The sequence below is a fragment of the uncultured Azohydromonas sp. genome (genome assembly GCF_937926365.1).
Taxonomy (GTDB): domain Bacteria; phylum Pseudomonadota; class Gammaproteobacteria; order Burkholderiales; family Burkholderiaceae_C; genus Azohydromonas.
On record NZ_CALAOH010000255.1, the window covers coordinates 15,625 to 35,733 of the forward strand.

17 protein-coding genes and 2 pseudogenes are annotated in these 20,109 nt (G+C 68.2%); 14 read left to right on the forward strand and 5 right to left on the reverse strand.

Translation table 11 applies throughout. The annotated features are described in order from the left end of the window. Positions 1–5: 5 nt before the first annotated feature. The 11 genes and pseudogenes from Q0741_RS28160 (at position 6) to Q0741_RS28205 (ending at position 12,023) form a co-directional block, all read left to right on the forward strand. Positions 6–1,133, forward strand: a complete 1,128-nt coding sequence (locus tag Q0741_RS28160) for a type III-B CRISPR module-associated protein Cmr3 (protein WP_298236506.1) — start codon at positions 6–8, stop codon at positions 1,131–1,133. 59 nt (positions 1,134–1,192) lie between these two features. After that, entirely contained in the window at positions 1,193–2,086 is an 894-nt protein-coding gene (gene cmr4, locus Q0741_RS28165) for a type III-B CRISPR module RAMP protein Cmr4 (protein WP_298236507.1), read from the forward strand. A 4-nt stretch (positions 2,087–2,090) separates the two neighbouring features. Next, entirely contained in the window at positions 2,091–2,471 is a 381-nt protein-coding gene (cmr5, locus tag Q0741_RS28170; RefSeq protein WP_298236508.1) for a type III-B CRISPR module-associated protein Cmr5, read from the forward strand. A gap of 1 nt (position 2,472) precedes the next feature. Further along, on the forward strand, positions 2,473–3,771 hold the full coding sequence (gene cmr6, locus Q0741_RS28175) for a type III-B CRISPR module RAMP protein Cmr6 (protein WP_298236509.1): 1,299 nt from the start codon (positions 2,473–2,475) through the stop codon (positions 3,769–3,771). Next, a complete protein-coding gene (gene cas6, locus Q0741_RS28180) occupies positions 3,768–4,733 on the forward strand; it encodes a CRISPR system precrRNA processing endoribonuclease RAMP protein Cas6 (RefSeq protein WP_298236510.1) in 966 nt (321 codons plus the stop codon). The genes cmr6 and cas6 overlap by 4 nt, the downstream gene beginning before the upstream one ends. An 11-nt stretch (positions 4,734–4,744) precedes the next feature. Next, positions 4,745–5,038, forward strand: coding sequence for a CRISPR-associated protein Csx16 (gene csx16 / locus Q0741_RS28185; RefSeq protein WP_298236511.1), 294 nt, complete (start codon positions 4,745–4,747; stop codon positions 5,036–5,038). 10 nt (positions 5,039–5,048) lie between these two features. Next, positions 5,049–5,333 (forward strand): annotated as a pseudogene (locus tag Q0741_RS28950) (DUF1887 family CARF protein); the annotation flags it as partial. Between the two features lie 28 nt (positions 5,334–5,361). Next, positions 5,362–6,189 (forward strand): DUF1887 family CARF protein, encoded by an 828-nt coding sequence (locus tag Q0741_RS28190; RefSeq protein ID WP_298236512.1) that lies wholly within the window; start codon positions 5,362–5,364, stop codon positions 6,187–6,189. Between the two features lie 275 nt (positions 6,190–6,464). Then, positions 6,465–7,721, forward strand: a complete 1,257-nt coding sequence (locus Q0741_RS28195; RefSeq protein WP_298236513.1) for a DNA repair exonuclease — start codon at positions 6,465–6,467, stop codon at positions 7,719–7,721. Between the two features lie 2 nt (positions 7,722–7,723). Continuing rightward, complete coding sequence (locus Q0741_RS28200) at positions 7,724–11,206, forward strand: YhaN family protein (RefSeq protein WP_298236514.1); 3,483 nt, start codon at positions 7,724–7,726, stop codon at positions 11,204–11,206. Positions 11,207–11,900: 694 nt separating this feature from the next. Next, positions 11,901–12,023: a helix-turn-helix domain-containing protein gene (locus Q0741_RS28205; RefSeq protein WP_367184199.1), complete on the forward strand. Its 123-nt coding sequence runs from the start codon at positions 11,901–11,903 to the stop codon at positions 12,021–12,023. A gap of 16 nt (positions 12,024–12,039) precedes the next feature. Here the strand turns inward: Q0741_RS28205 and Q0741_RS28210 are convergent, their stop codons facing one another. The 3 genes from Q0741_RS28210 to Q0741_RS28220 form a co-directional block, all read right to left on the reverse strand. Next, entirely contained in the window at positions 12,040–14,502 is a 2,463-nt protein-coding gene (locus tag Q0741_RS28210; protein WP_298236515.1) for an ATP-binding protein, read from the reverse strand. 344 nt (positions 14,503–14,846) lie between these two features. Continuing rightward, on the reverse strand, positions 14,847–15,269 hold the full coding sequence (locus Q0741_RS28215; protein WP_298236516.1) for a DUF5615 family PIN-like protein: 423 nt from the start codon (positions 15,267–15,269) through the stop codon (positions 14,847–14,849). Then, positions 15,266–15,931, reverse strand: a complete 666-nt coding sequence (locus Q0741_RS28220; protein WP_298236517.1) for a DUF433 domain-containing protein — start codon at positions 15,929–15,931, stop codon at positions 15,266–15,268. The genes Q0741_RS28215 and Q0741_RS28220 overlap by 4 nt, the downstream gene beginning before the upstream one ends. A gap of 347 nt (positions 15,932–16,278) precedes the next feature. Here Q0741_RS28220 and Q0741_RS28225 point away from each other — a divergent pair, with 347 nt between their 5' ends. After that, on the forward strand, positions 16,279–16,662 hold the full coding sequence (locus Q0741_RS28225; protein ID WP_298236518.1) for a response regulator: 384 nt from the start codon (positions 16,279–16,281) through the stop codon (positions 16,660–16,662). A gap of 106 nt (positions 16,663–16,768) precedes the next feature. Here Q0741_RS28225 and Q0741_RS28230 read toward each other — a convergent pair whose 3' ends face one another. After that, the gene (locus tag Q0741_RS28230) at positions 16,769–17,722 is read right to left on the reverse strand and encodes a hypothetical protein (protein WP_298236519.1); all 954 of its coding nucleotides are present in this window, start codon (positions 17,720–17,722) and stop codon (positions 16,769–16,771) included. 165 nt (positions 17,723–17,887) lie between these two features. On the opposite strand from Q0741_RS28230, the gene xseA reads away from it, so the two are divergent. Further along, the gene (xseA, locus tag Q0741_RS28235; protein ID WP_298236520.1) at positions 17,888–19,558 is read left to right on the forward strand and encodes an exodeoxyribonuclease VII large subunit; all 1,671 of its coding nucleotides are present in this window, start codon (positions 17,888–17,890) and stop codon (positions 19,556–19,558) included. Beyond that, positions 19,555–19,881, forward strand: coding sequence for an exodeoxyribonuclease VII small subunit (gene xseB / locus Q0741_RS28240; RefSeq protein ID WP_298236521.1), 327 nt, complete (start codon positions 19,555–19,557; stop codon positions 19,879–19,881). The genes xseA and xseB overlap by 4 nt, the downstream gene beginning before the upstream one ends. Before the next feature lie 35 nt (positions 19,882–19,916). On the opposite strand, the pseudogene Q0741_RS28245 reads toward xseB, so the two are convergent. Beyond that, a pseudogene (locus tag Q0741_RS28245) lies at positions 19,917–20,048 on the reverse strand (universal stress protein); the annotation flags it as partial. Positions 20,049–20,109: the final 61 nt, after the last annotated feature.

Below are 20,109 nucleotides of genomic sequence, written 5' to 3' on the forward strand. Positions count from 1 at the left end.
CCGACATGTCATCCACGACCTACCGCTTCATCCAGCCGCTGGACGTGCTGTTCCTGCGGGGCAACAAGCTCTTTGGCGATCCCGGCAGCCACGGCGAAAGCCTGGTGCCGCCCTGGCCGTCGGTGGCAGCCGGCGCATTGCGCAGCTTGATGCTGAGCGACAGCGGCATGGATCTGGCGGCTTTCGCCGCTGGGCGCCAGTCGCACCCTGAGCTGGGTACGCCCCAGGCCCCCGGCTCGTTCGCGCTCACCGATTTCACGCTGGCGCGGCGCGATGCCCGCGGACAGCTCGAAACCCTGCACCCGCTGCCTGCCGATCTGGTGGTCAGCCAGGATGCCTCAGCCGGTTTGCGAGTGCAGCGCTTGCAACCTCACGAGCCGGCCCCGGGCCTGCTCAGCTCGGCCCCACTGGCCCAGTGGCCGCTGCTGGCCCAGGCCGATCGCAGCAAAGCCAGCAGCGGGCTGTGGCTGAGCACGGCCGGGTGGGCGGCGTACTTGGCCGGGCGCCTGCCCACATTGCAGCAACTGGTCGGCAGCGAACAACTGTGGCGCATCGACAACCGCGTCGGCGTGGGTCTGGATCCATCCACCCGCCGCGCCGCCGATGGTCAACTGTTCAGCGCGCAGGCGGTGGCCTTCAGGCCCGAGGTCGGCTTCCTGGCCGCCGTGCGCGGGGCCACGCTACCCGAGCACGGAATGCTGCGCCTGGGCGGCGACGGGCGGGGAGCCGCACTGCAAACCATCGCCTACCAGCCACCGAAGGCGGACCTGGCCGATCTGTGCGGCGCCCGGCGCTGCCGCATCGTGCTGACCAGCCCTGGGCTGTTCGCCGGTGGGTGGCTGCCGCCGGGCGTGGACGGTGAGCGCCGCATCCGCCTGCCCGGATTCAGCGCCCGGCTGGCCTGCGCCGCCGTGCCGCGGGCCGAGATCGTCAGCGGCTGGGATCTGGCACAGCGCCAGCCCAAGTCCGCTCAACGCGTGGCCCCGACCGGCAGCGTCTACTGGCTCGACGAGCTCGACGCCACGCCGCAGGCGCTTGGCAATCTTGCCGAACAAGGCCTGTGGGCGGCTGCCGACGAGAATCCGCAGCGTCGCGCCGAAGGCTTCAACCGCTTCAGCTTCGCCGCCTGGTAAGGCGGCGACGCCCATTCGCGAAAACACCCCATCACCACAAGACCCAGGGAAAGCGCACCATGTTCCAACGCCAAGCCGCCGTCTTCCTCTACGCCGTCAGCCCGGTCCACATGGGTGCGGGCAGCGCCATCGGCGTGATCGACAACCCCATCCAGCGCGAGCGCCACACCAACCACCCCAGCTTTGCCGGCTCAGGCATCAAGGGCGCGTTGCGTCACGGCTTTGCAGCCATTGGCGGCGACCCCTCACTGATCGAGCGCCTGTTCGGCCCCGCCGCGCAGAGCGGCGAGCTGCACGCCGGTGCGCTCAGTTTCGGCGATGCGCAGTTGGTGGCCTTTCCGGTGCGCAGTCTCAAGGGCGGTTACGTCTACGCCACCTGCTCGCAGGCGCTGGCCCGCGCGCAGCGCCTGCTGGCCTTGGTGGGCGTGAGCACCACCTGGACCGTGCCCGAGGTCGCCGAAGGCCAGTGCCTGATCGTCAATCCGGCACTGCTCGGCGGCGACAAGCTGTACCTGGAGGCCTTCGAGTACACGGCCAGAGTCTCGGACAGTCTGCCCGCCGTCGCCCAGGATCTGGCGGCCAAGGCCCTGCCCGCCGGTGATGCCTACGCCTTCTTCCGCGGCAAGCTCGCTCAGGACCTGGTGATCCTGTCCGATACCGATTTCGCCTACTTCGTCGAGCACGCAACGCTCGTCGAGCCCCATGTGCGCATCGACGAGAAGACCGGCACTGCCTCAGACGGCGGACTGTTCTACACCGAGAACCTGCCACCCGAATCGCTGCTGCTGGCCCCTTTGATGGCCAGCGCCACACGCACAGGCAAGGGCGCAGAGTTGGACGCCACGGACGTGCTGTTCAAGCTCAAGAACGTGCTGCACGACCGCCTGATCCAGATCGGCGGCGATGCCACCACCGGGCGCGGCCTGGTGATGGCCCAGGTGGTGGAGGGCTGAGACCATGGCAACGACCCTCGAACAGCAGCGTGCGGCCCACGCCTGGCAGGTCTGCCAAGGCTGCAGCAGCGAGTACCAGAACCTGGCCAAGGGCCTGCCAGCGCTGATCATGAACAGCGGCCTGATGCAGGTGATGGCTTTTCTGCAGGAAAAAGGCAGCAAGGCGTCCCAGCACCATTGCAAGCTGCTGGGCGAGCACCTGCGCGCCTGGCTGTGCCGGCGCTTCCCGAAGGATTTGCCCCAGGCCGAGTTCGCCGCTTTCATGCAGGCGCTGATGAAGGCCGAGCCGCGCACGTTCCAGCACATCACCGCCGAGGCCTTCGCCTGGCTGCGCTGGACGCGCCAGATGGCACCGGCCGTGCGCGCCACAGGCGGGGAGGACTGAGATGGCGATCGCCGCCGTACCGCATTACCTGCTCAAGCAGGACCTGTCGCAGGCTTCGCCGGGGCTGCGCTTTGGCATGTACCTGCCGTTTTGGGGTGTCGATAACCGCACTGGCGAGCACCTGTGGACCACCCATGACGTGAACGAACGCAGCGCCGGACCGCAGAGGGAACTGCGCGCCTTCAAGGACGAGAACAAGGCTGCTGCGCTCAAGCAGGCGCTGCGACTCAACGCCGCGGACGTGGACCTGATGCGTGCGCTGGCCCAGCGCCAAGCCGCACTGGCCGCACCCATGGCCGCACAGGGCCGTTTGCTGGCGCTGGACGCCCGCGCCGTTGCGCCGTTCACCACCGGCCTGGGCAACGAGCACCCGCTGGAAAACGGCTTCGCCTTCCTCAACCCCTACGGGCTGCCCTACCTGGCCGGCAGCGGCGTCAAGGGCATGCTGCGCCAGGCCGCGCGCGAGCTGGCCAGTGGCGACTGGGGCGACACGCAGGGCTGGGACAGTCGCGCCATCGACACCCTGTTTGGCTGGGAGAGCGCCAACGGCGAAACCGAGCACCAGCGCGGCGCATTGATCTGCTGGGACGTGATCCCGCAGATCACGGGCGACGCACTGCAGGTGGAGGTGATGACGCCACATCAAAGCCACTACTACCAGGACCGCCGGGACGCCAGGAGCGGCGACAGCAGCTCTCCGCACGAGTCTGGCCAGCCCAACCCGATCAACTTCCTGACGGTGCCGCCGGGCACGGGTTTCGCCTTCCACCTGCAGTGCGACGTGCCGTTCCTGGCCGCGCAGCACGCGGAGCTGGCGCAGAACGGGCGCTGGCAGGCGCTGCTGCAGGCAGCATTGCGCCATGCCTTTGCCTGGCTCGGTTTTGGCGCCAAGACCGCAGTGGGCTACGGCGCGATGGAGGAGGACCAACAAGCCGCCCGTGCTCGCCAGCAGGCGCTGGAATCCGCCCAGGCGCGGGCCGCCGCGGAGGATCGGGTGCGCCGCATGGCCGCCATGTCGCCCGAGGACCAGGCCTTCGAGGCTGCCAAGGTCGAGCTGGCTCAATTCAGCCAAGCCCTGGACACGGCCAAGAAAGCGGGTGCCTTCAATCCCAGCGGTCCCTTCAACCAGATCCGCCTCGCCTTCATGGCCACTGCCTTGGCATGGACCGAGCCGCGCAGTCGCCAGGCCGCGGCCGAGCTGCTCGCCAGCAGCGCCACCAAGGACTGGGGTCGGCCGTCGAAGAAGGAACGCTGGCAAGAGCTGCAACAGGCCATCGCTCAGCTCAGAGGCCAAGCGTGACCCCACCCCTGGCCCTGCCCCTGGCGCGCTACTGCTTCACGGCCGTGTTCGAGGCCGACCTCGTGCTGCCCGACTACGCCGGCGCGCTGCTTCGCAGCTGCTTTGGCGCCGCGCTGCGCGAAACCGTCTGCAGCACGGGGCGGGACGACTGCAAGGCCTGCCCGCTGTACCGCAGCTGTGCCTATCCCGCCCTGTTCGAGACTCCGCCGCGACCGACCCAGTTCGAGCAGCGCTTCAGCCAGGTGCCCAACCCCTACATCATCGAGCCGCCACGTATCGGCTGCACGCACGTGCCCGCAGGTCAGGCGTTGAGCTTCCACATGGTGCTCATCGGCGCCGGGGCACTGCGCCAGTTGCCGCTGGTCGTGCAGGCCTGGAAGCGCGCGCTGCGGCAGGGTCTCGGCCAGGCACGCGTGCGTGGCGCCTTGCGATCCGTCAGCCACGTGGACGCGGACCGCACGCACACGCCGGCCTTCGACCTGGCCCAGGCGCAGGTGCTTCCACACGCCGCCGTCCATGCGCTGCCCCTGGAGCTTCCCCGGCCGCTGGAGCGATTGCAGTTGCTGATCGATACCCCGCTGCGGCTGCAGAACAACGGCCGCCCGCTGCGCCCGCAGGAATTGAGCCCACGCACCCTCATCAGCCAACTGCTGCGCCGTGTGAACCTGCTGCTGGACCTTCACATGGACATCCGCCCGGCGCCGTTCGACGGCGCGGCGCTGGTGGCCGCCGCCGCCACGCTGCAGGACGATCGCAGCCAACTGCACTGGAAGGATTGGGCGCGCTACTCGGCTCGCCAGGGTCAGGAGATGAACCTGGGTGGCGTGCTGGGCCGCTGGACGCTTTACGGCGAACTCGCGCCGCTGCTGCCGTGGTTGACCCTGGGTCAATGGTTGCACCTGGGCAAGAACGCGACCATGGGCCTGGGCCAATACGGCCTGGCCACCGTCACAGCTCACTGAGCCCGTCGGTCTTGACAACGTATTTCGTCTCTCGCCATCCCGGCTGCGTCGAGTGGGCACGCCTGCAAGGCGTGCAGGTGGATGCCTGGCTGCCCCACCTGGACCTTTGCCAGGTTCAGCCCGGCGACACCGTCATCGGCACGCTCCCGGTGCACTTGGTCGCCGAGGTGTGCCGCCGCCAGGCGGCATACGTCCATTTCAGCGTCGACCTGCCTTGCCACATGCGCGGCGTCGAGCTCGACGCCAGCCAACTGCAGTTGCTTGGCGCAACACTGCGGCGCTTTGAAGTCCAACCCGTGTCTTGAAAGACAAGCCATGCACCGACCCTCCCTGCACCTGTGCATCGCCACCGGCCAGAACCTCGCCAGCCTGATCCCGGCCTTGCAGCTGCGGGCCACCGAGGTCGTGATCCTGGAGACGCCGGCGATGAAGCTCAGCGCGGGCAACCTCCAACGGGTGCTGGAATCGCATGGTGTTCGGGTCGAGCGCCGCGCGTTTGACGACAGCACGCCCCAGCAGGTCGCCAGTGAAGCGGAAGCGGTGGCGATTCACCTGGGCGAGCGTCCGCTGGTATTCAATGCCACCGGAGGGCACAAGCTGATGACGCTGGCGCTGTCGCGCGCTACCGATGGTGGACGACCTGCACCTGCTGTACCTGGAAACGCGAGACAACCGGCTCGACTGGCTGGCTCCCGATGCAAGGACAGAGGCTATGCAGGATGTGGTGGGCGTGGACGACATGCTGCTGCTCCACGGCTTCCAGCGCATCAGCGACGGCAATCGCGACGTCGCTGCGCAACAGGCTGCACACGAACGCGCATCACTGACGCGAGTCCTGGGCGACGAGGCCAGCCAGCTCGCCCGCTTCTTCGGCACGCTCAACTGGTTGGCCAGCGATGCGTTGAAGGCCTCGCAAGGTTCCGGGGCTCTATGCCAGAGGCTTGATTCCGTACCCCGTGGCCGCAATGCCGAAATCCTCCAGCGGGCCCGGGAGCTTGGGCTGCTCCACTGGGGCGGCGACACGGAAGTGGTGTTTGCAAGCCGCGAGGCTGCAGCCTACTTCGCTGGCGGCTGGCTCGAGGAGTTCGTGGCGACCAAGCTGCGAGGGCTCAGGCCCAAGGAACATGCCGTCAATCTCAGGATCGGCTCGGCCGGCGGCACCGGAAACGAGATCGATGCCCTGGCGGTGCACCGCAATCGCGCCCTGCTCATCGAGTGCAAGACGGCCCGGTTCGGACGCGACACGGACAAGGACCAGGCCTACGTCTACAAGCTGGCTCAATTGACGCAGCAGGTGAGTGGTCTGACGGGCCGCAGCCTGCTGCTGTCCGCGCGGCCCGTGCAGCAGGAGGTCCGCCAGCGCGCCCGTGAATACAAGGTGGACGTGCTGGCGGCCGAAGAGATCAGCCAATTCGTTGCCTACGTCAAGACATGGATGGGCGACTCGGTACGGTAGGGCCCGAGTACGGCAGCAAAGGGCCACGGCGCCGATTTCTCAGCCCGTTCCCTTGGCCGCCTCGACTCACTGCCTGGATCGGGATGCCAGCCAGCCAGGCAGACATCAGCAGACGGTCTGCCAACGCGCCAACCCGATGCGCAGGGTCAGCCACAGCCAATCGACTTGCGCATTGGTGTGGATGCGCAACCCACCTTCACTTGAGGCACCAACATGCCGACGGTCCGAAGCGAGCACGTGCCTGCCCTGAAGGCGGGCTTCCGAGGGAGGTTCTCTTGAGATTCATCCACGCTGCAGACATCCATCTTGACAGTCCTCTGCAGGGACTGAGCGCCTACGACGACGCGCCAGCCGCCATGCTGCGCAACGCCACGCGGCTGGCCTTTTCCGCGCTCGTGGACCAGGCCATCGAGGCACAGGTGGACTTCGTGGTGATCGCCGGGGACCTCTATGACGGTCAGTGGAAGGACTACAACACGGGGGTGTTCTTCTGCCGAGAGATGGGGCGGCTGCGACGCGCCGGCATCCGCGCGTACGTGCTCTTCGGCAACCACGACGCCGAAAGCGAGATGACGACCAAGCTCGTCCTGCCGGACAACGTGCACTGCTTCAGCAGCCGGCAGCCGCAGGTGTTCACGCTCGACGACCTCAAGGTGGCCCTGCATGGCCAGAGCTTCAGGACCAAGGCCACCACGGACGACCTCACCATGGGGTACCGGGCGCCCCTGGCGGGACACTACAACATCGGCGTGCTGCACACGGCGCTGGAGGGGCACGCGGCCCACGATCGCTACGCGCCGTGCACGCTGGACGGGCTCTTCGCCAAGGGGTACGGCTACTGGGCCCTGGGCCACGTCCACGAGTACCAGGACTGGCGCAGGAACGGCTCCACCGTCGTCTTCCCCGGAAACTTGCAAGGTCGCAGCATCCGCGAGGCGGGGCGGCGCGGTGCCGTGCTGGTCAACGTCGATGACGCCGGGCACGCAAGTACGCAGCGGCTGTTCATCGACGTGCTGCGCTGGGAAGGCGTGGAGGTGGACGCCTGCGGATGTGACAACCTGCAGGACGTCGTGCAACGCATCGGCCGCGCGCTGGAGGAAGTGTTGAGCATCGATGCGAACGTACCGCGTGCCGTGCGGGTTTCGGTCAAGGGACGCTCCCGTGCGCACGGCGAACTCTTCGGCTTGGAGAACCAGCTGCGCTACGAGGTGCTCGGCCGCATCGCTGACATCGGAAACGACCGGTTGTGGCTGGAAAAGGTCCGCGTCGGGACGCAAGGCCACGAGGACGCCGCCGAGGCCGAGGGCCGGTTCGACGCCCTGGCCGAGCTGGAAGAAATCCTGCGCGAGGCCCAGGGCGACGCCGAGTTCCTGGCCGAGCTGCGCACGGAGCTGACGCCCTTTCTCTCAAAGGTGCAGGGCGAGCTGACCAGCCTCGTGCCGGCACTCGACGAGGCCCGACAGGGTCACCTCGCGCCGCTCATCGACAGCGTCGCCCCGGGCCTGCTGGCCCACATCGCCAAGGCAGGTTGATCATGCGCCTAAGCAAGCTGGATCTCATCCGGTATGGCAAGTTCACCGACCTGAGCGTCGAGTTGCCGCAGCGTGAATTCGACTTCCATTTCGTCACCGGTCCCAACGAGGCTGGGAAGTCCACCCTGCGCACGGCGATCCTGGAGCTCCTCTTCGGCATGCCCCACCGGGCCACGATGGGTTTCCTGCACGACCAGAAGGAGCTCCTCGTGGGTGCTACCGTCGAGGATGCAAGGCAGAGCCTGACGTTCAGACGGCGCAAGGCCAACAGGCAGACGCTGAGGACGCCGACGGATACGGTGCTGTCCGACGATGCGCTCGCACCTTTCCTTGGTAATATTGACGAACAGCTGTTCCAGCAGATGTTCTGCCTGGACCACCCGCGTCTCGTGCAGGGCGGACAGGCGATCCTCGACGCGTCGGGCAACGTTGGCCAGATGCTGTTCCAGTCGGCCGCGGGCATCGCAAGCCTGGGGCGGGTCCGACAGGATCTGGAGGACGAAGGTGGCAAGCTGTGGGGTCCCCGGGCGGCCAAGGATCGTGCCTACTACAAGGCCAAGGAGCAGTTCGATGCGGCCTGTGCCCAGCTCAAGACAGCTACCGTGCGGACGACCGCGTGGACGCAGGCGCGCCGCACCGTCCAGGAAGCCGAGGAGCAGGTCCGTGACGCTGAGGCCCAGGTGCAGACCCTCGATACCGAGCTTGCGAGGCTTGAACGCATTCGCCGCGTGGCACCGTCCCTGGCGAAGATGCGCTCCATTGCCCGGGAACTGCAGGAGCTGGGCGATGTGCTGGATCTGCCCCCGGATGCCCAGTCCACACTGGACGGTTGTGTGACAGGCCTGACATCGGCGCGGACCGCCGTGAGCATTCACCGCAGCAAGGTCGATGCTTTGGAGACGGAGGTGGGCAAGCTGGTGCGTGACGATGCCATTCTGGCCCTGGAGTCGCAGGTGCAAGAACTCGAGGCTCATCGGCATCGGTGCGCCAGTCATATCGTCGACGTCGCGGACCAGCGACGGCAGGTCGAACAGTTGCTCGCCAGCGTGCAGGACCTTTGCGGCCAATTGGGCTGGCCCCGAGATGAGGCACAGATCCGTGCCGCGTTGCCTTCGCGGCTCGACCTGCGCCGTGTCGGCGACCTGGTCAAGGCCCGTGGCGCCGTGGAGCAGGCCACCGAAGCGGCCGAGCAAGCCGTGCGCGAGCAGGCGGTCACGCTGGAGGCGCTGCAGAGTGACCTCGAGGAGATCCCTGCTCACCAGGCCGGGGCGGACTTGCGGTCCGCGCTCGTCCAGGCACAAGCCGTACGCAACAGCCCGGCAACCCAGCGCACGCTGCACGCCGCCGTCGAGCACGCCCGTGCGGCACTGGACGACGCGTTGAAATCTCTCACCCCCTGGAGCCCGTCGCTGGTTGAGCTGCGCAACCTGCCCTGCCCCACCGCCGAGCGGGCGAGCGAACTGCGCGAGCAGCAGCGCCAGCTGGAAACAGCCGTCCTGCAAGCGCGACAGCGGCTGGAGGAGGCCAACGAGGTAGTTGCGGCCAAGTCGCTGGAGCTGGAGCAGTTCACCCGGGATCGCCGGGTGGTGACGGAAACCGATGTGGCCGAGGCTCGTCGCCACCGTGACGGCACGTGGGCAGAAATCAAGGCTGGCCGGCTAGCGCTGGACTCGGGTGCGCGGACGCTGGAGGAAGGCGTGGTCCTGGCTGACGAGTTGGCTGATGCCCGCCTTGCCTCGGCCGACGATGCCGCGACGCTGCGCAGCCTGCGCCAGCAGCTCGAGGCGGCAACGGCTGCCGCCAGTCGCCTGCAGGCCGCGCTGGAGCTGCGGACAGGGGAACTGCGGGATTTCCTGGCGCGCTGGGAAGAACAGGCAGCCACCTTGGGACTCAAGGGCATGCGGCTGGAGGATCTGCGCGAATGGCTGGCCAGGCGTGACCGCGCCCTGGCCGCGGCCACGGCACTGACCAACAGCGAACAACAGCTCGAAATCGAGGTGGCGGCCTACAGTGCCGCGCATAGCGAGTTGCTGCGGTGCATGCAGCGCAGCGCGCTGCCCATCATCGAAGGCGAGCCGCTGACGGCTGCGGCCGGACGCGTGGAGCGCTTCATCACGGATGCGGACACCGCGGACACGCGGCGTACGTTGCTGGGCGGGCAGATCAAGGCCGCGCGGCGTGCCCTGGCGCAGCGACAGGAGGACGCGAGGCAGGCACGGCTCGCCCGTGATCAGTGGCAGCAGGACTGGAAGGCCACGCTGGCGGACATCGGTCTGGACGGCCACGCCGAGTCGGTGGGCGAGGCCGAGGCCGCTGTGGAGATGGCGGCCCGGGTGATGGAGTTGTTGGACAGGATCGAAGCCACCCGGGCGGATCGCATCCGTCCCATGGAGGCCGACCTGGAGCACTTCGACAAGCGGGTTCGCCATGTCGCTCGGGAGGCAGGCGAGGACGTGCCCTCGCAGGCGCGTCCCGAAGAGGTTGCCAAGCGCCTGGCCGAACGCCTGTCGCAGGCATTGGCTGCCAAGGCGGATCGCGTCCGCAAGGAACTGGAGCTTGAGACGGCCAGGCGTCACCTCGAGAGTGCCCAGCACGACATGGCGGTTCAGGAAGCCCACCTCGCTCCCTTGCTGAAGCAGGCTGGCGTCGATGACGTCGATGCAGCTCGGCTGCTGGTTCAGCGATCGGACTGCAAGCGCAGGCTGGAGGCGGCTCTCGCATCGGCGCGCAACGAGGTGCTGCAAGGGGGCGACGGCCTCGACATGGACGCGGTCGTGGCCGAGGTGGACGCCTGCAACGCCACGGAAGTCGTCGCTGCCGTGGCACGGACCAAGGATCAGCTGGCCCAGCTCAGGATTCATTACCAGGGCCTGCTGGAGCGGCGCCAGGATGCGCGCCGGGCGCTCGACGAGATCGCGGGTCAGGCCGACGCGGCAATGGCGGAAGCCAAGCGGCAGGAAGCCCTGGCGGAAATGGCACAGGCCTCGGAGCGCTACCTCAAGGTGGCCACAGCCACCAAGCTGCTGCGCTGGGCCATCGAGCGCTACCGGGACCGCAAGCAAGGACCGATGCTGCAGCGGGCTGAACAGGTGTTCGCGGGTCTCACGCTGGGCGAGTTCACTCGGCTTGTCGTCGACTTCGACGACAAGGCCCCTACCCTGTACGCCAGCCGGCGCAACGGTCGCGTGGTCGGCGTGGACGGCATGAGCGAAGGCACGCGCGACCAGCTTTACTTGGCTCTGCGCATCGCCGCGCTGGAACTGCACCTGCACAACGCCACGCCCCTGCCCTTCATCGCCGACGACCTGTTCATCAACTTCGACGATGCCCGCGCCAAGGCAGGTCTGGCGGCGCTGCGCGAGCTGTCACGCCACACGCAGGTGATTTTTCTCACGCATCATGAGCACCTGCTGGAACTGGCGCTGGCGGTGTTCGGCGCTGAACTCAGCACCATACGTCTCGCACAGGGAGAATGCGTTACATGAACAACTATCGGCGTCCGGCGTTGCCTCGGTTGACGCGGCCGCAGAGGTTCCGCAGCTGCCGTGTTGCCGGGCGCGTGCCCTGCAGCAATGGGTCGCACTTGCTTGAGAGCCTCGATGGGGACTGCCAAGGAGTGGACGCGGCAAACATTGCTCGCAGAAGAATTGGGACTGCGGTGTGGCTTGGCAGCGATCGGCTGCCAAAGGCCAAGCCAAGCCGTTGTTTTGTAAGGGTATTCTGAAGCCCACGGCCCGGACGCTTGCCCTGATGAAGAAGGGATTACGACGGGAACTTGATCGTGACCTTGTCCTGCTGCTTACCCGGACGCTTGCCCTGATGAGAAGGGATTACGACTCGTCGCCGCCATTCACTTCACCCACTGCCGGGGCCAACGTGGATGCCCTGACAAAGAAGGTAGTACAACCTGTATTGACCCAGATAATAGAGCATAATCTACAATAATAAAAAATGTTGCCAAGTCAGCGGCCAACCGTCCAACCTTCAACTGCGCGCGCACGTCGCGCTGATCGACATCTGCGGCCAGCAGGCCGAGCAGGCGCCGCCGGCGGCGGTTGACGCAGCGAATGCGGCTGAAGCAGTTGCTTCGGACAGGACTTGGGCAACAGGCACCTGCCCGGTGGGCGCTGGTGATGCGGCTTTGCCTGGCCGCACGATGCAGGAGCACGGGTCGAGCTGATCCGCGCTGCGCTCCAGGCCGCAGGCGGCAACATTTCCAACGCGTCCAAGCGGCTGGGCATCAGCCGCAACACCATCTACCGCAAGAGCCGCTGGACGGGTCCGGGCAACAGCATGCATTGATGGCGCCGCTGAGTGCTCAACCGACTTGAAACGGCAGCTCCACGCTGAAGGTACTGCCCTGTCCCGGCTGGCTCTGCACGGACAGCGTCCCGTCCATCATGTCCACCAGGCGCTGCACGATGGACAGGCCCAGCCCCGTGCCGCCGAAGCGCCGCGTGGTGGAGGAGTCGGCCTGCGTGAAAGCGTCGAAGATCCGTGCCTGCGCCTGCTGCGCGATGCCGATGCCGGTGTCGGTCACGTCGAATCGAAGCACGACCCGTCCGACTTCACGAGCCTGTTGTTGGACGTGCAACTTGATGCTGCCGGCCAGCGTGAACTTGACGGCGTTGCCCAGCAGGTTCAGCAGCACCTGCTTCAGGCGCAGCGGATCACCGCTGACCTTCCTTGCCAAGTCCGGTGCGGCATCGAACTCCAGCGTCAGCCCCTTGGCCAGGGCCTGCGGCTCCACGATGGCACGCACGGCGTCGAGCACGGACGCCAGATCGAAGGCGACACGCTCCAGCCGCATCTCGCCGGCTTCGATGCGCGAGAGGTCGAGCACGTCGTTCACCAGGGCCAGCAGTTGCTCGCCGGCCTGGGCGACGTGGCCGACAAAGCCTTGTGCCCGTGGCGGCAGCGCCATCTGCTGCAGCAGATGGCTCAACCCGATGACGGCATTGAGCGGCGTGCGCAGCTCGTGGCTCATCGTGGCAAGAAACGCACTCTTGGCCTGGTTGGCGGCTTGGGCGGCATCGCGTGCCGTGACCAGTTCGGCGGTGCGTTCCAGCACGCGCTGCTCCAGCGCGGCGTTGAGGGCCTGCAGCGCACTTTCTGCCTGCTTGCGTTGCGTGATGTCCCTGAAAAGGATGGCTACCCGGCGCTCTTCGGGCTGGCCAGCCCGGAACGCGTGCACCTCGAAGTGCCGCTGCAGCGCTTGGGCCGCGGCCTCGAAGTGGACGGGTTCGCCTGTGAGCGCGACGTGTCCGTAGGTCTCGAACCAGTGCTCCTCGTGCTGCGGCGCGAGCTCGCGCATGCGTCGCCCCGCGACGCCGCTTAGGCCCGTCTGCTGGCTGAAAGCCGGATTCACGGACTCGAAACGGTAGTCCACCGGGCGGCCCGCAGTGTCAAAGAGGACTTCGACCGTGCAGAAGCCTTCGTTCATGCGCTCGAACAGCGTGCGATAGCGCTCCTCGCTCAGGCGCAGCGCCTCTTCGGCACGTGCGCGCTGCACGGCAGCCCAAGTGCGCTCGGCCACGTCTTCGACCAGTGCGATCTCGTCGGCGGTCCAGTGCCGCGGCACGCCCTGGCTGACCGCCAGGCAGGCCACAAGGCGCCCCTCCTTTACGATCGGCACGATCAGGCAGGCACGGATGCCCGCTCCCACCTCGATAGGGTGATCCATGCCTTGGCGCTGCGCCGCTTCCTGCACATCGGCGACCACGACTGTTTGCCTTGCGGCGAGCTGCCCGGCCACGTACGAGCCAAAGTCCTGGACCGTGGCGTCCGGCACCTCGCTGTACACGACGTGGCTGGCGCCCAGGTGCGCGCCGAGCAGCCGCGCCACTTCAGCCTGGATGGCGCTGGCCTCGCCATGCGGGCGCAGGGCGTCTTCCAGCTGGACAACGAAGCGCTGCGCCTGGCCCTTGCGCCGCGCATCGGCCGCGCGCACCCGCTCGGTGACGTCACGCGCGAAGATGGCGACGCCGCCCTCCTCGGTCGGATAGGCATCGATTTCGAGGTGCAGGTCGTAGCCTTCTCCGACGTAGTGCTGCTGCAGGTGCTGCTCCACGCCTTCGGCTACCACCCGTTGGTACGCGTGGCCCGCGTCCACGTCCACGGAAGCCGGGAACACGTCCCAGTGGGTGCGCCCGAGCATCTCCCGCCGTGACTTGCTGACCAGGCGCTCGGCGGCCTGGTTCATCGAGACGAAGCGAAACTCCCGGTCCAGCACGAAGTGCCCGTCCGTCATCTGCTCCAGCAGTCGCGCTGCGCGCTGCTCAGCCTTTGTGAGTGCCTGGTGCCCGATCAACTCGTGCGTGACGTCCTGGACATGGTGGAGCAGGAAGCGCACTTCACCGTCGGCACCCGGCACCGGCACGTTGAGCGGTGCCCAGTAGCGCTCCTCCCACGTGCCATCCGAGCGGCGCAGGTCGTAGCGCTGGGTGGCCATGCGGTGTGGCGCCCGGGTGCGCAGCACCGTCTCCAGCGACGTGCGCAGATTCCCCACGCCGCAAGGATCAGGGTTGTCGGGATTGGCATCGGGGAACACCTCGAACAGCGGCCGCCCCAGGGTAGCTTCGCGCGTCGTCAGGGTCGCGGCCAGGCGCTCGTCGCTGGCCGCCAGCATCGTGAAGCGTGGAGCGTCGGCAGCCAGCAGCAGCCAGACCCCCGGCATGGCCGCAAATACGGCGTTGAAGTCCTCTGCAGATGGCGCAGCGTCGGCCAGGGGCCCGTCGTGCTGCGGCGCGGTGGGCGAGTCGCCGTGCTGGATGTTCTTCATGGTGTGGGGCTGGACTGCTGGGCAGCGCTGGAGACGTGCGAGCAGTCTGGCATCACAAGCCGGACGTCTTCGCCTGTTCATGCGCTCTGACGTCGTTCATGCGGCGCGCCTGCCACGGCTGACACCGCCCGCATGGCGCTTCGGCCTTGTCCGCTGCACAGCACCGCTGGCGCCCTGGTTTTTACATAACGCCGCAAGCCGCGGTTGAGCGCGCGCGCAGCCGTATTGAAACGTCGTGCCTTCGCCCATTGCCCGCTGGTCAGGCCACCGTGCTTGTCACGGCCACCGCGCGCTTGCGCAGGAAAGCCTCCGGCAGAGCCGCCCGGCTGGTGCGATAGCCCCCATCAATCCGGCTCGGGAATGTCGTACAGGACGATCTCGACCGAGCCGTCTTCCAACTCGAATACTTCGAGCGCCTGGTTCACCAGATCGCCATGGTGGGCCAGTTCCTCCAGCGCCAAGGTGAACAGATCGCGCTGTCGCTCCAGGTCCATCACGAACACCGAGTTCAGACAGACCAACCCAGCGTGGATGGGCTGCTTCGCGTGCTGGCCACCGAGGCGGCCCGGGCCGCCGCCGCGAAAGTCCACCGCGTTGTGGGTGACCAGCGTGTAGTCGCCCTCGACGGCCAGGACCACGAGCTTCCAGTCCTTCACGCCCGACCAGCCGCGGTCTCGCACGCAGGTGGACTGCACATGGCCGGCGGCCACGGCCAGCTGCACCAGCTCCGGCGAGAGGCACTCGTCGATCAACAGGCGCAGCGTCATGGACGAGCCGCCCTGACCACGCGGGCGCTGCGGCGCACAGCCTGCGGGTTGAGCTCGCCCAGGCGGGGCGGCCGTCCGCGGCGCGGGTGCACTTGGGCGTAGACGCGCGCGGCCCCGACATGGGCCTGGGTCAGGAACGCAAACGACTCCTGCAGGCGCGGCAGCTCGACACCGGCGTTCAGCGACGCCAGCACGCTGTCGATGGGCACGCGCGTGCCCGCGAAGACGGGCGCGCCGCCCAGGACCTGCGCGTCGGTGGTGACCAGCGCCTCGGCCTGATCGACCTCCCGGGCCCGCACCAGCGCGGTCGAGACGTACGGGGCGACGTCGATCTCCACCGCGCAGCGCTCGACCTTCCAGCTCAGCTCCGCAGGCACCTGCGCCAGCGCCAGCACGGCCTCCCTGTCCGGCGATCGCGTCACGCGGCTGGTGAGCTCCTCGAGCACCTGGCGGCGGGCGCCGGCGATGAGGAGGTCCTCGGTGTCGAAGTAGAACCGTGCGAACGCCGCGCTCAGCCGCGTGAACAGTCGCGTGCCGTCTAGCTGGCCCACGAGCACGTCGGGCACCAAGTGCTCGTCCACCACACGGTTCATCTGACGGTCGGACAAGCCGGCGATGAACGCAGCTTCGGCCGTCGGCACGAGGGCGAGTTGGGTAGCCATAAAACCTCCGATCATTCGGAAGTTTATTTCAGTCCCGCGTTGTCCGTTGGCGCACACGCCCGGAGCAAGGACATGGGCTGCTGCACAGCGGCGGGGCTTCCTCGCTTGCGTGCGACGCCGCTCGGTACCCCGCCGTGAAGGTCCTGGCCGGCTCCTTGTCCTGGCATTGCCAGGCCACAGACCCTGACCCCGGGGCCTGGGCTGGAAGCCCCTGATGCGTCAGGACGTCCCCAAAGGTCCACTGGCTTGCTGCAGCGTGGCCTTGACCTGCTTGTACGCCCTGAGCTGGTTGCCGGCATGGCGTTCCCTGCAGCTCCTGAAGGCCCGCTGCATGGAAGGAGAAGACCATGAGAACCGGGAAGGACTGTGTCTTGGTGGTCGATGACTACCTGGACGCCGCGGACACGCTCGTCGAGCTGCTGCAGGTGAACGACATCGAGGCACATGCCTGCTACAGCGCCGACCAGGGTTGCGAGCTGGCATCGAGACTGCACCCCACGGTGGTCATCATCGAGCCTTCGGTCGCGGGCAAGGCCCTCAACGGGATGCAGCTCGCAGCCCTGCTGCGCCAGGGCAATGCGGTCACGCGTCCCTTGCTGGTGGCCCTGGCTGGCAAAGGGCGTCAGCAAGATATCGCCGCTGCCGTGCACGGCGGCTTCGATGCCTTCTTGCTCAAGCCGTCGTGCTGGGACGACATCCTTTGCCTGGTGCGCCCAGTCACCGCGCCATAGGTGCCTGCTGCCGGCACAGGCAGGCGGACCACCCAGCGCCGTGACAGTCCAAGAACCGAAGACCCGCCTGACGAAAACGAGAAAAGGCCGCCGCTGGCGGCCCCGTTCAGCGGCTGACCGCCAGTACTTCCAGGTTCTGCCCGGCCACGCAGGCCAGCGCGCGCTCGATGGCCGAAGTGATCCAGGCCGCCTCGTTGCCAAATGCGCCGCCGCCCAGCCGCGTGAGCAGCACGCGACGCGAGGCACCGCGGCGCGCGTTGAGCACGCCGGCCAGCAGCGTGGCCTCGTAGGCGGCCTCCAGCACCAGCCGCGCCAGCGGCTCCCATGCATGCGCTGGCGGCCGGCCATAGGCCACGGGCATCGCCGAGCAGTACGCCTGGCTGACCAGCGGCCCAGGCCCCTGCCGCGCATCCGTGACCTCGACATCCCAGTGCAGCCCGATGCGTAGCAGCCCGCGCAGATGGTCGATCTCCGCCGCGCAGGCCGACGCCAGCTGCCGCGACACCCGCGCCAAGCCTTCGTCGGAGCACAGGGCATAGCCATTGCGCCAGGTCCACACGGGCTGCCGGTCATGGCCAAGAGCCGTGCCCAGGTCGGCCAGCGTGTTGATCTGGCGCCTCGCCCTCTGACCACGACTGCCGGCCAGCGGGACCAGGTAGTTGCGGTAGATGGTCGCGGCGCCGGCGGCCATCGCACAGGCCGGTCCCTGGGTATGGTCCCAGGCGTAGCCGGTCACGCCGTCCTCGGGGCTGACGCCCGGCCCCACCATCTCCAGCAGGTTGAACTGCGAGGCGACCTGGATGAGCGCTCCCTGCTGCTCGAAGGCCAGGTGCAGGTCGCGGATGTCGCCGCGCACCACCCCGGGCACAAGTGCCGGCCCGTCGGGCTGCACGGCCGCACGCGCACGCAACTCGGCCAGCGAGACGACCTCCAGCCGCCCCATGGCCCACCGCCGCCCGGTGACCTCGTTCACCAGGGCGTTGCCCTCAACTCGCAGCCTCGCCTGGGTGCTGGCGTATTCCTCTTCCCCGAAACCCGTGATGCGCTCGAACCAGTCCAAGGTCCCCTCCCCCTTCGCCTGTGACAAGCGCCATCTTCCTGCACCACGGCGCCGGCATCGGAGCAGGAGCCTCAGCTGGCGCCTTTTGCGCGCGTGCCGCCGACTCCATTGAGGCCGGCATAGGTCCACGGGCTGGGATGCGGTGACTGCTAACCTGCGCTCCGCATGAACACCACCCCGGCCACGCTGACCTACCTCGACACCGCCTTCAAGGACAAGGACCGGGTCAAGGCGCTGGGCGCGCGCTGGGATCCGGACGTGCGCCGCTGGTACGTTCCCGTGGGCCTTGACCTTGCGCCGTTCGAGGCCTGGTTGCCGGCACGCTCGCCACAGACAGCGGTGCCTGCGGTGCCAGCTATCGGTACTGCAAGCACCGAGCTGGCAGTGCCCAAGGGCATCGCGCTGTCGCAGCTGCTGAAGGGTGTGGCCAGCGCCGTGGCGCAGGCCTATCGCAGCGGCGTCTGGACGCGGGTCGAGGTCAGCCGCGCCGACACGCGCGGCGGCCACGTCTACCTGGAGCTCGCCGAGCGTGACGCGCAGGGGGCTGGCGTGGCGCAGGCCCGCGCCATGATCTGGGCGTCAACGGCGGCCGCGATCCTGCCGGCCTTCGAGCGCGCCACCGGGGTGGTGCTGGCCGCCGGCATCAAGCTGCTCGTGCGCGCGAAGCCCGTGGTGCACGCGGTCTACGGGCTGAGCCTGGAGATCGACGCCATCGACCCGGAGTACACGCTGGGCGACCTGGAGGCGCGCAAGCGCGAGATCCGCGAGCGGCTGCAGCGCGAGGGCGTCTTCGACGCCAACCGGCGGTTGCCCGCGCCGTGGGACTTCAACGCGGTGCTGGTGGTCGCCCCAGAAGGCGCGGCCGGCCTGGGCGACTTCCACGCCGAGGCGCAGCGGCTGCAGCGCTTCGGTGTCTGCCGCTTCGTCTACGCCCACAGCCGCTTCCAGGGTGAAGGAGCCCCGGCACTGATCCGAAGCGCGCTGCTGCACGCGCTCGAGAACTGGGAGCTGGACGCCTTGCCGGACGCGGTCGTGATCATCCGCGGCGGCGGCGCGGTCAACGACCTGGCCTGGCTCAACGACTACGCGCTGGCGCGCTGCGTCTGCGATCTTGAGGTGCCGGTGCTCACCGGGATAGGCCACGAGCGCGACAGCACCGTGCTCGACGAAGTGGCGCACCGGCGCTTCGACACGCCGTCCAAGGTGATCGCCGGCATCGAGCAGCTGATCGCCCAGCGGGCCCGGCGCGCCCGGGAGCATTTCGAGTTCGTGGTCCACACGGCGCGCCACCAGCTGCAGCAGGCGCGCCAGGAGACGGCGCAGGCCGTTGCGCACGTGCGCCTGCAGGCCGTGCAATCCATCCGGCTGGGATCGGAGCAGTCACGCTCGCTGCTGGGCGAGGTGCGGCACCAGGCCGCTGCCCACATGGGCGCCGCACGCCAGGCGGCGCAGCTTCAGCTCGTGGACGTGCTGGCCCAGGGGCGACACGCGCTGCACACCGCTCGCGCCGGCACGCAAGCCAGCCTGCAAGGCGTGCTGGAGCGCGCCGCAGTGCAGGCCACCCGAGCCCGCGACAACGCCGGTCGGGCCATGGACGAGGTCGCTGTCGGTGCGCGCCGGGCGCTGGCCGATGGCGCACAGCGGTCCCAGGCGTTGGTGCGCGAGATCACCGGCCAGGGACCGCACAAGACGCTGGGGCGCGGTTTCGCCATCGTGCGCCGCACGGGCGGCGCCGTCGTCACCGGTGCGGCCGGCTTGGCCGCCGGGGAGGCCATCGAGATCGAGTTCCGGGACGGCACCGTGGCCGCCCGGACGCTGAAGAAGGAGGAAAGATGAGCGGCGAGACTTTCCGCGAAAACTACGAGATCCTGCAGCGCCACGCACAGACGCTGCGCGAGCAGGACGAGCCCAACATCGACGACCTGCTGGCCATCGTCACCGAGTCGGTGCAGGCCTACAAGGTCTGCCAGGCGCGCATCGAGGCGGTGGAGAAGGCGCTGGCGCAGGCGCTCGAAGGCTCCGGGGTGGACACGGGATCCGCACAGCGTACCGAGGACGACGCGGCGCAGGCCGCGCCAGCGCGGCCAACGCGCCCGGCACCGCGCCGCCCGGCCGCCGGCCCCGGCTTCGACGACATGGACGACGACATGCTGTCCTGAAAACTGGGCCCGGGAGTCAAGGCCAGGCCCGAGCTTCAGTGCACCACCAGCACCGGGACGGCGCAATGCCCGAGCACCTTCGGGGTTTCGCTGCCCCACAGCAGCGCGGCCACGCCGTGCCTGCCGTGCGAAGCCATGACGATGAAGTTGCAGGCGTGCTTGCGAGACGTGGTCGCCGATTGCTTCCCCGAGCCCGCGCGCTGAGGCTCGATGCCAGGGCGCCACTGT

What these genes read in the sequence shown, in the direction of transcription:
- Q0741_RS28160 (WP_298236506.1), top strand. Translation starts at nt 6, where the DNA reads ATGTCATCCACGACCTACCGCTTCATCCAGCCGCTGGACGTGCTGTTC.
- cmr4 (WP_298236507.1), top strand. Translation starts at nt 1,193, where the DNA reads ATGTTCCAACGCCAAGCCGCCGTCTTCCTCTACGCCGTCAGCCCGGTC.
- cmr5 (WP_298236508.1), top strand. Translation starts at nt 2,091, where the DNA reads ATGGCAACGACCCTCGAACAGCAGCGTGCGGCCCACGCCTGGCAGGTC.
- cmr6 (WP_298236509.1), top strand. Translation starts at nt 2,473, where the DNA reads ATGGCGATCGCCGCCGTACCGCATTACCTGCTCAAGCAGGACCTGTCG.
- Q0741_RS28190 (WP_298236512.1), top strand. Translation starts at nt 5,362, where the DNA reads ATGGTGGACGACCTGCACCTGCTGTACCTGGAAACGCGAGACAACCGG.
- Q0741_RS28200 (WP_298236514.1), top strand. Translation starts at nt 7,724, where the DNA reads ATGCGCCTAAGCAAGCTGGATCTCATCCGGTATGGCAAGTTCACCGAC.
- Q0741_RS28210 (WP_298236515.1), bottom strand. Translation starts at nt 14,502, where the DNA reads ATGAAGAACATCCAGCACGGCGACTCGCCCACCGCGCCGCAGCACGAC.
- Q0741_RS28215 (WP_298236516.1), bottom strand. Translation starts at nt 15,269, where the DNA reads ATGACGCTGCGCCTGTTGATCGACGAGTGCCTCTCGCCGGAGCTGGTG.
- Q0741_RS28220 (WP_298236517.1), bottom strand. Translation starts at nt 15,931, where the DNA reads ATGGCTACCCAACTCGCCCTCGTGCCGACGGCCGAAGCTGCGTTCATC.
- Q0741_RS28225 (WP_298236518.1), top strand. Translation starts at nt 16,279, where the DNA reads ATGAGAACCGGGAAGGACTGTGTCTTGGTGGTCGATGACTACCTGGAC.
- xseA (WP_298236520.1), top strand. Translation starts at nt 17,888, where the DNA reads ATGAACACCACCCCGGCCACGCTGACCTACCTCGACACCGCCTTCAAG.
- xseB (WP_298236521.1), top strand. Translation starts at nt 19,555, where the DNA reads ATGAGCGGCGAGACTTTCCGCGAAAACTACGAGATCCTGCAGCGCCAC.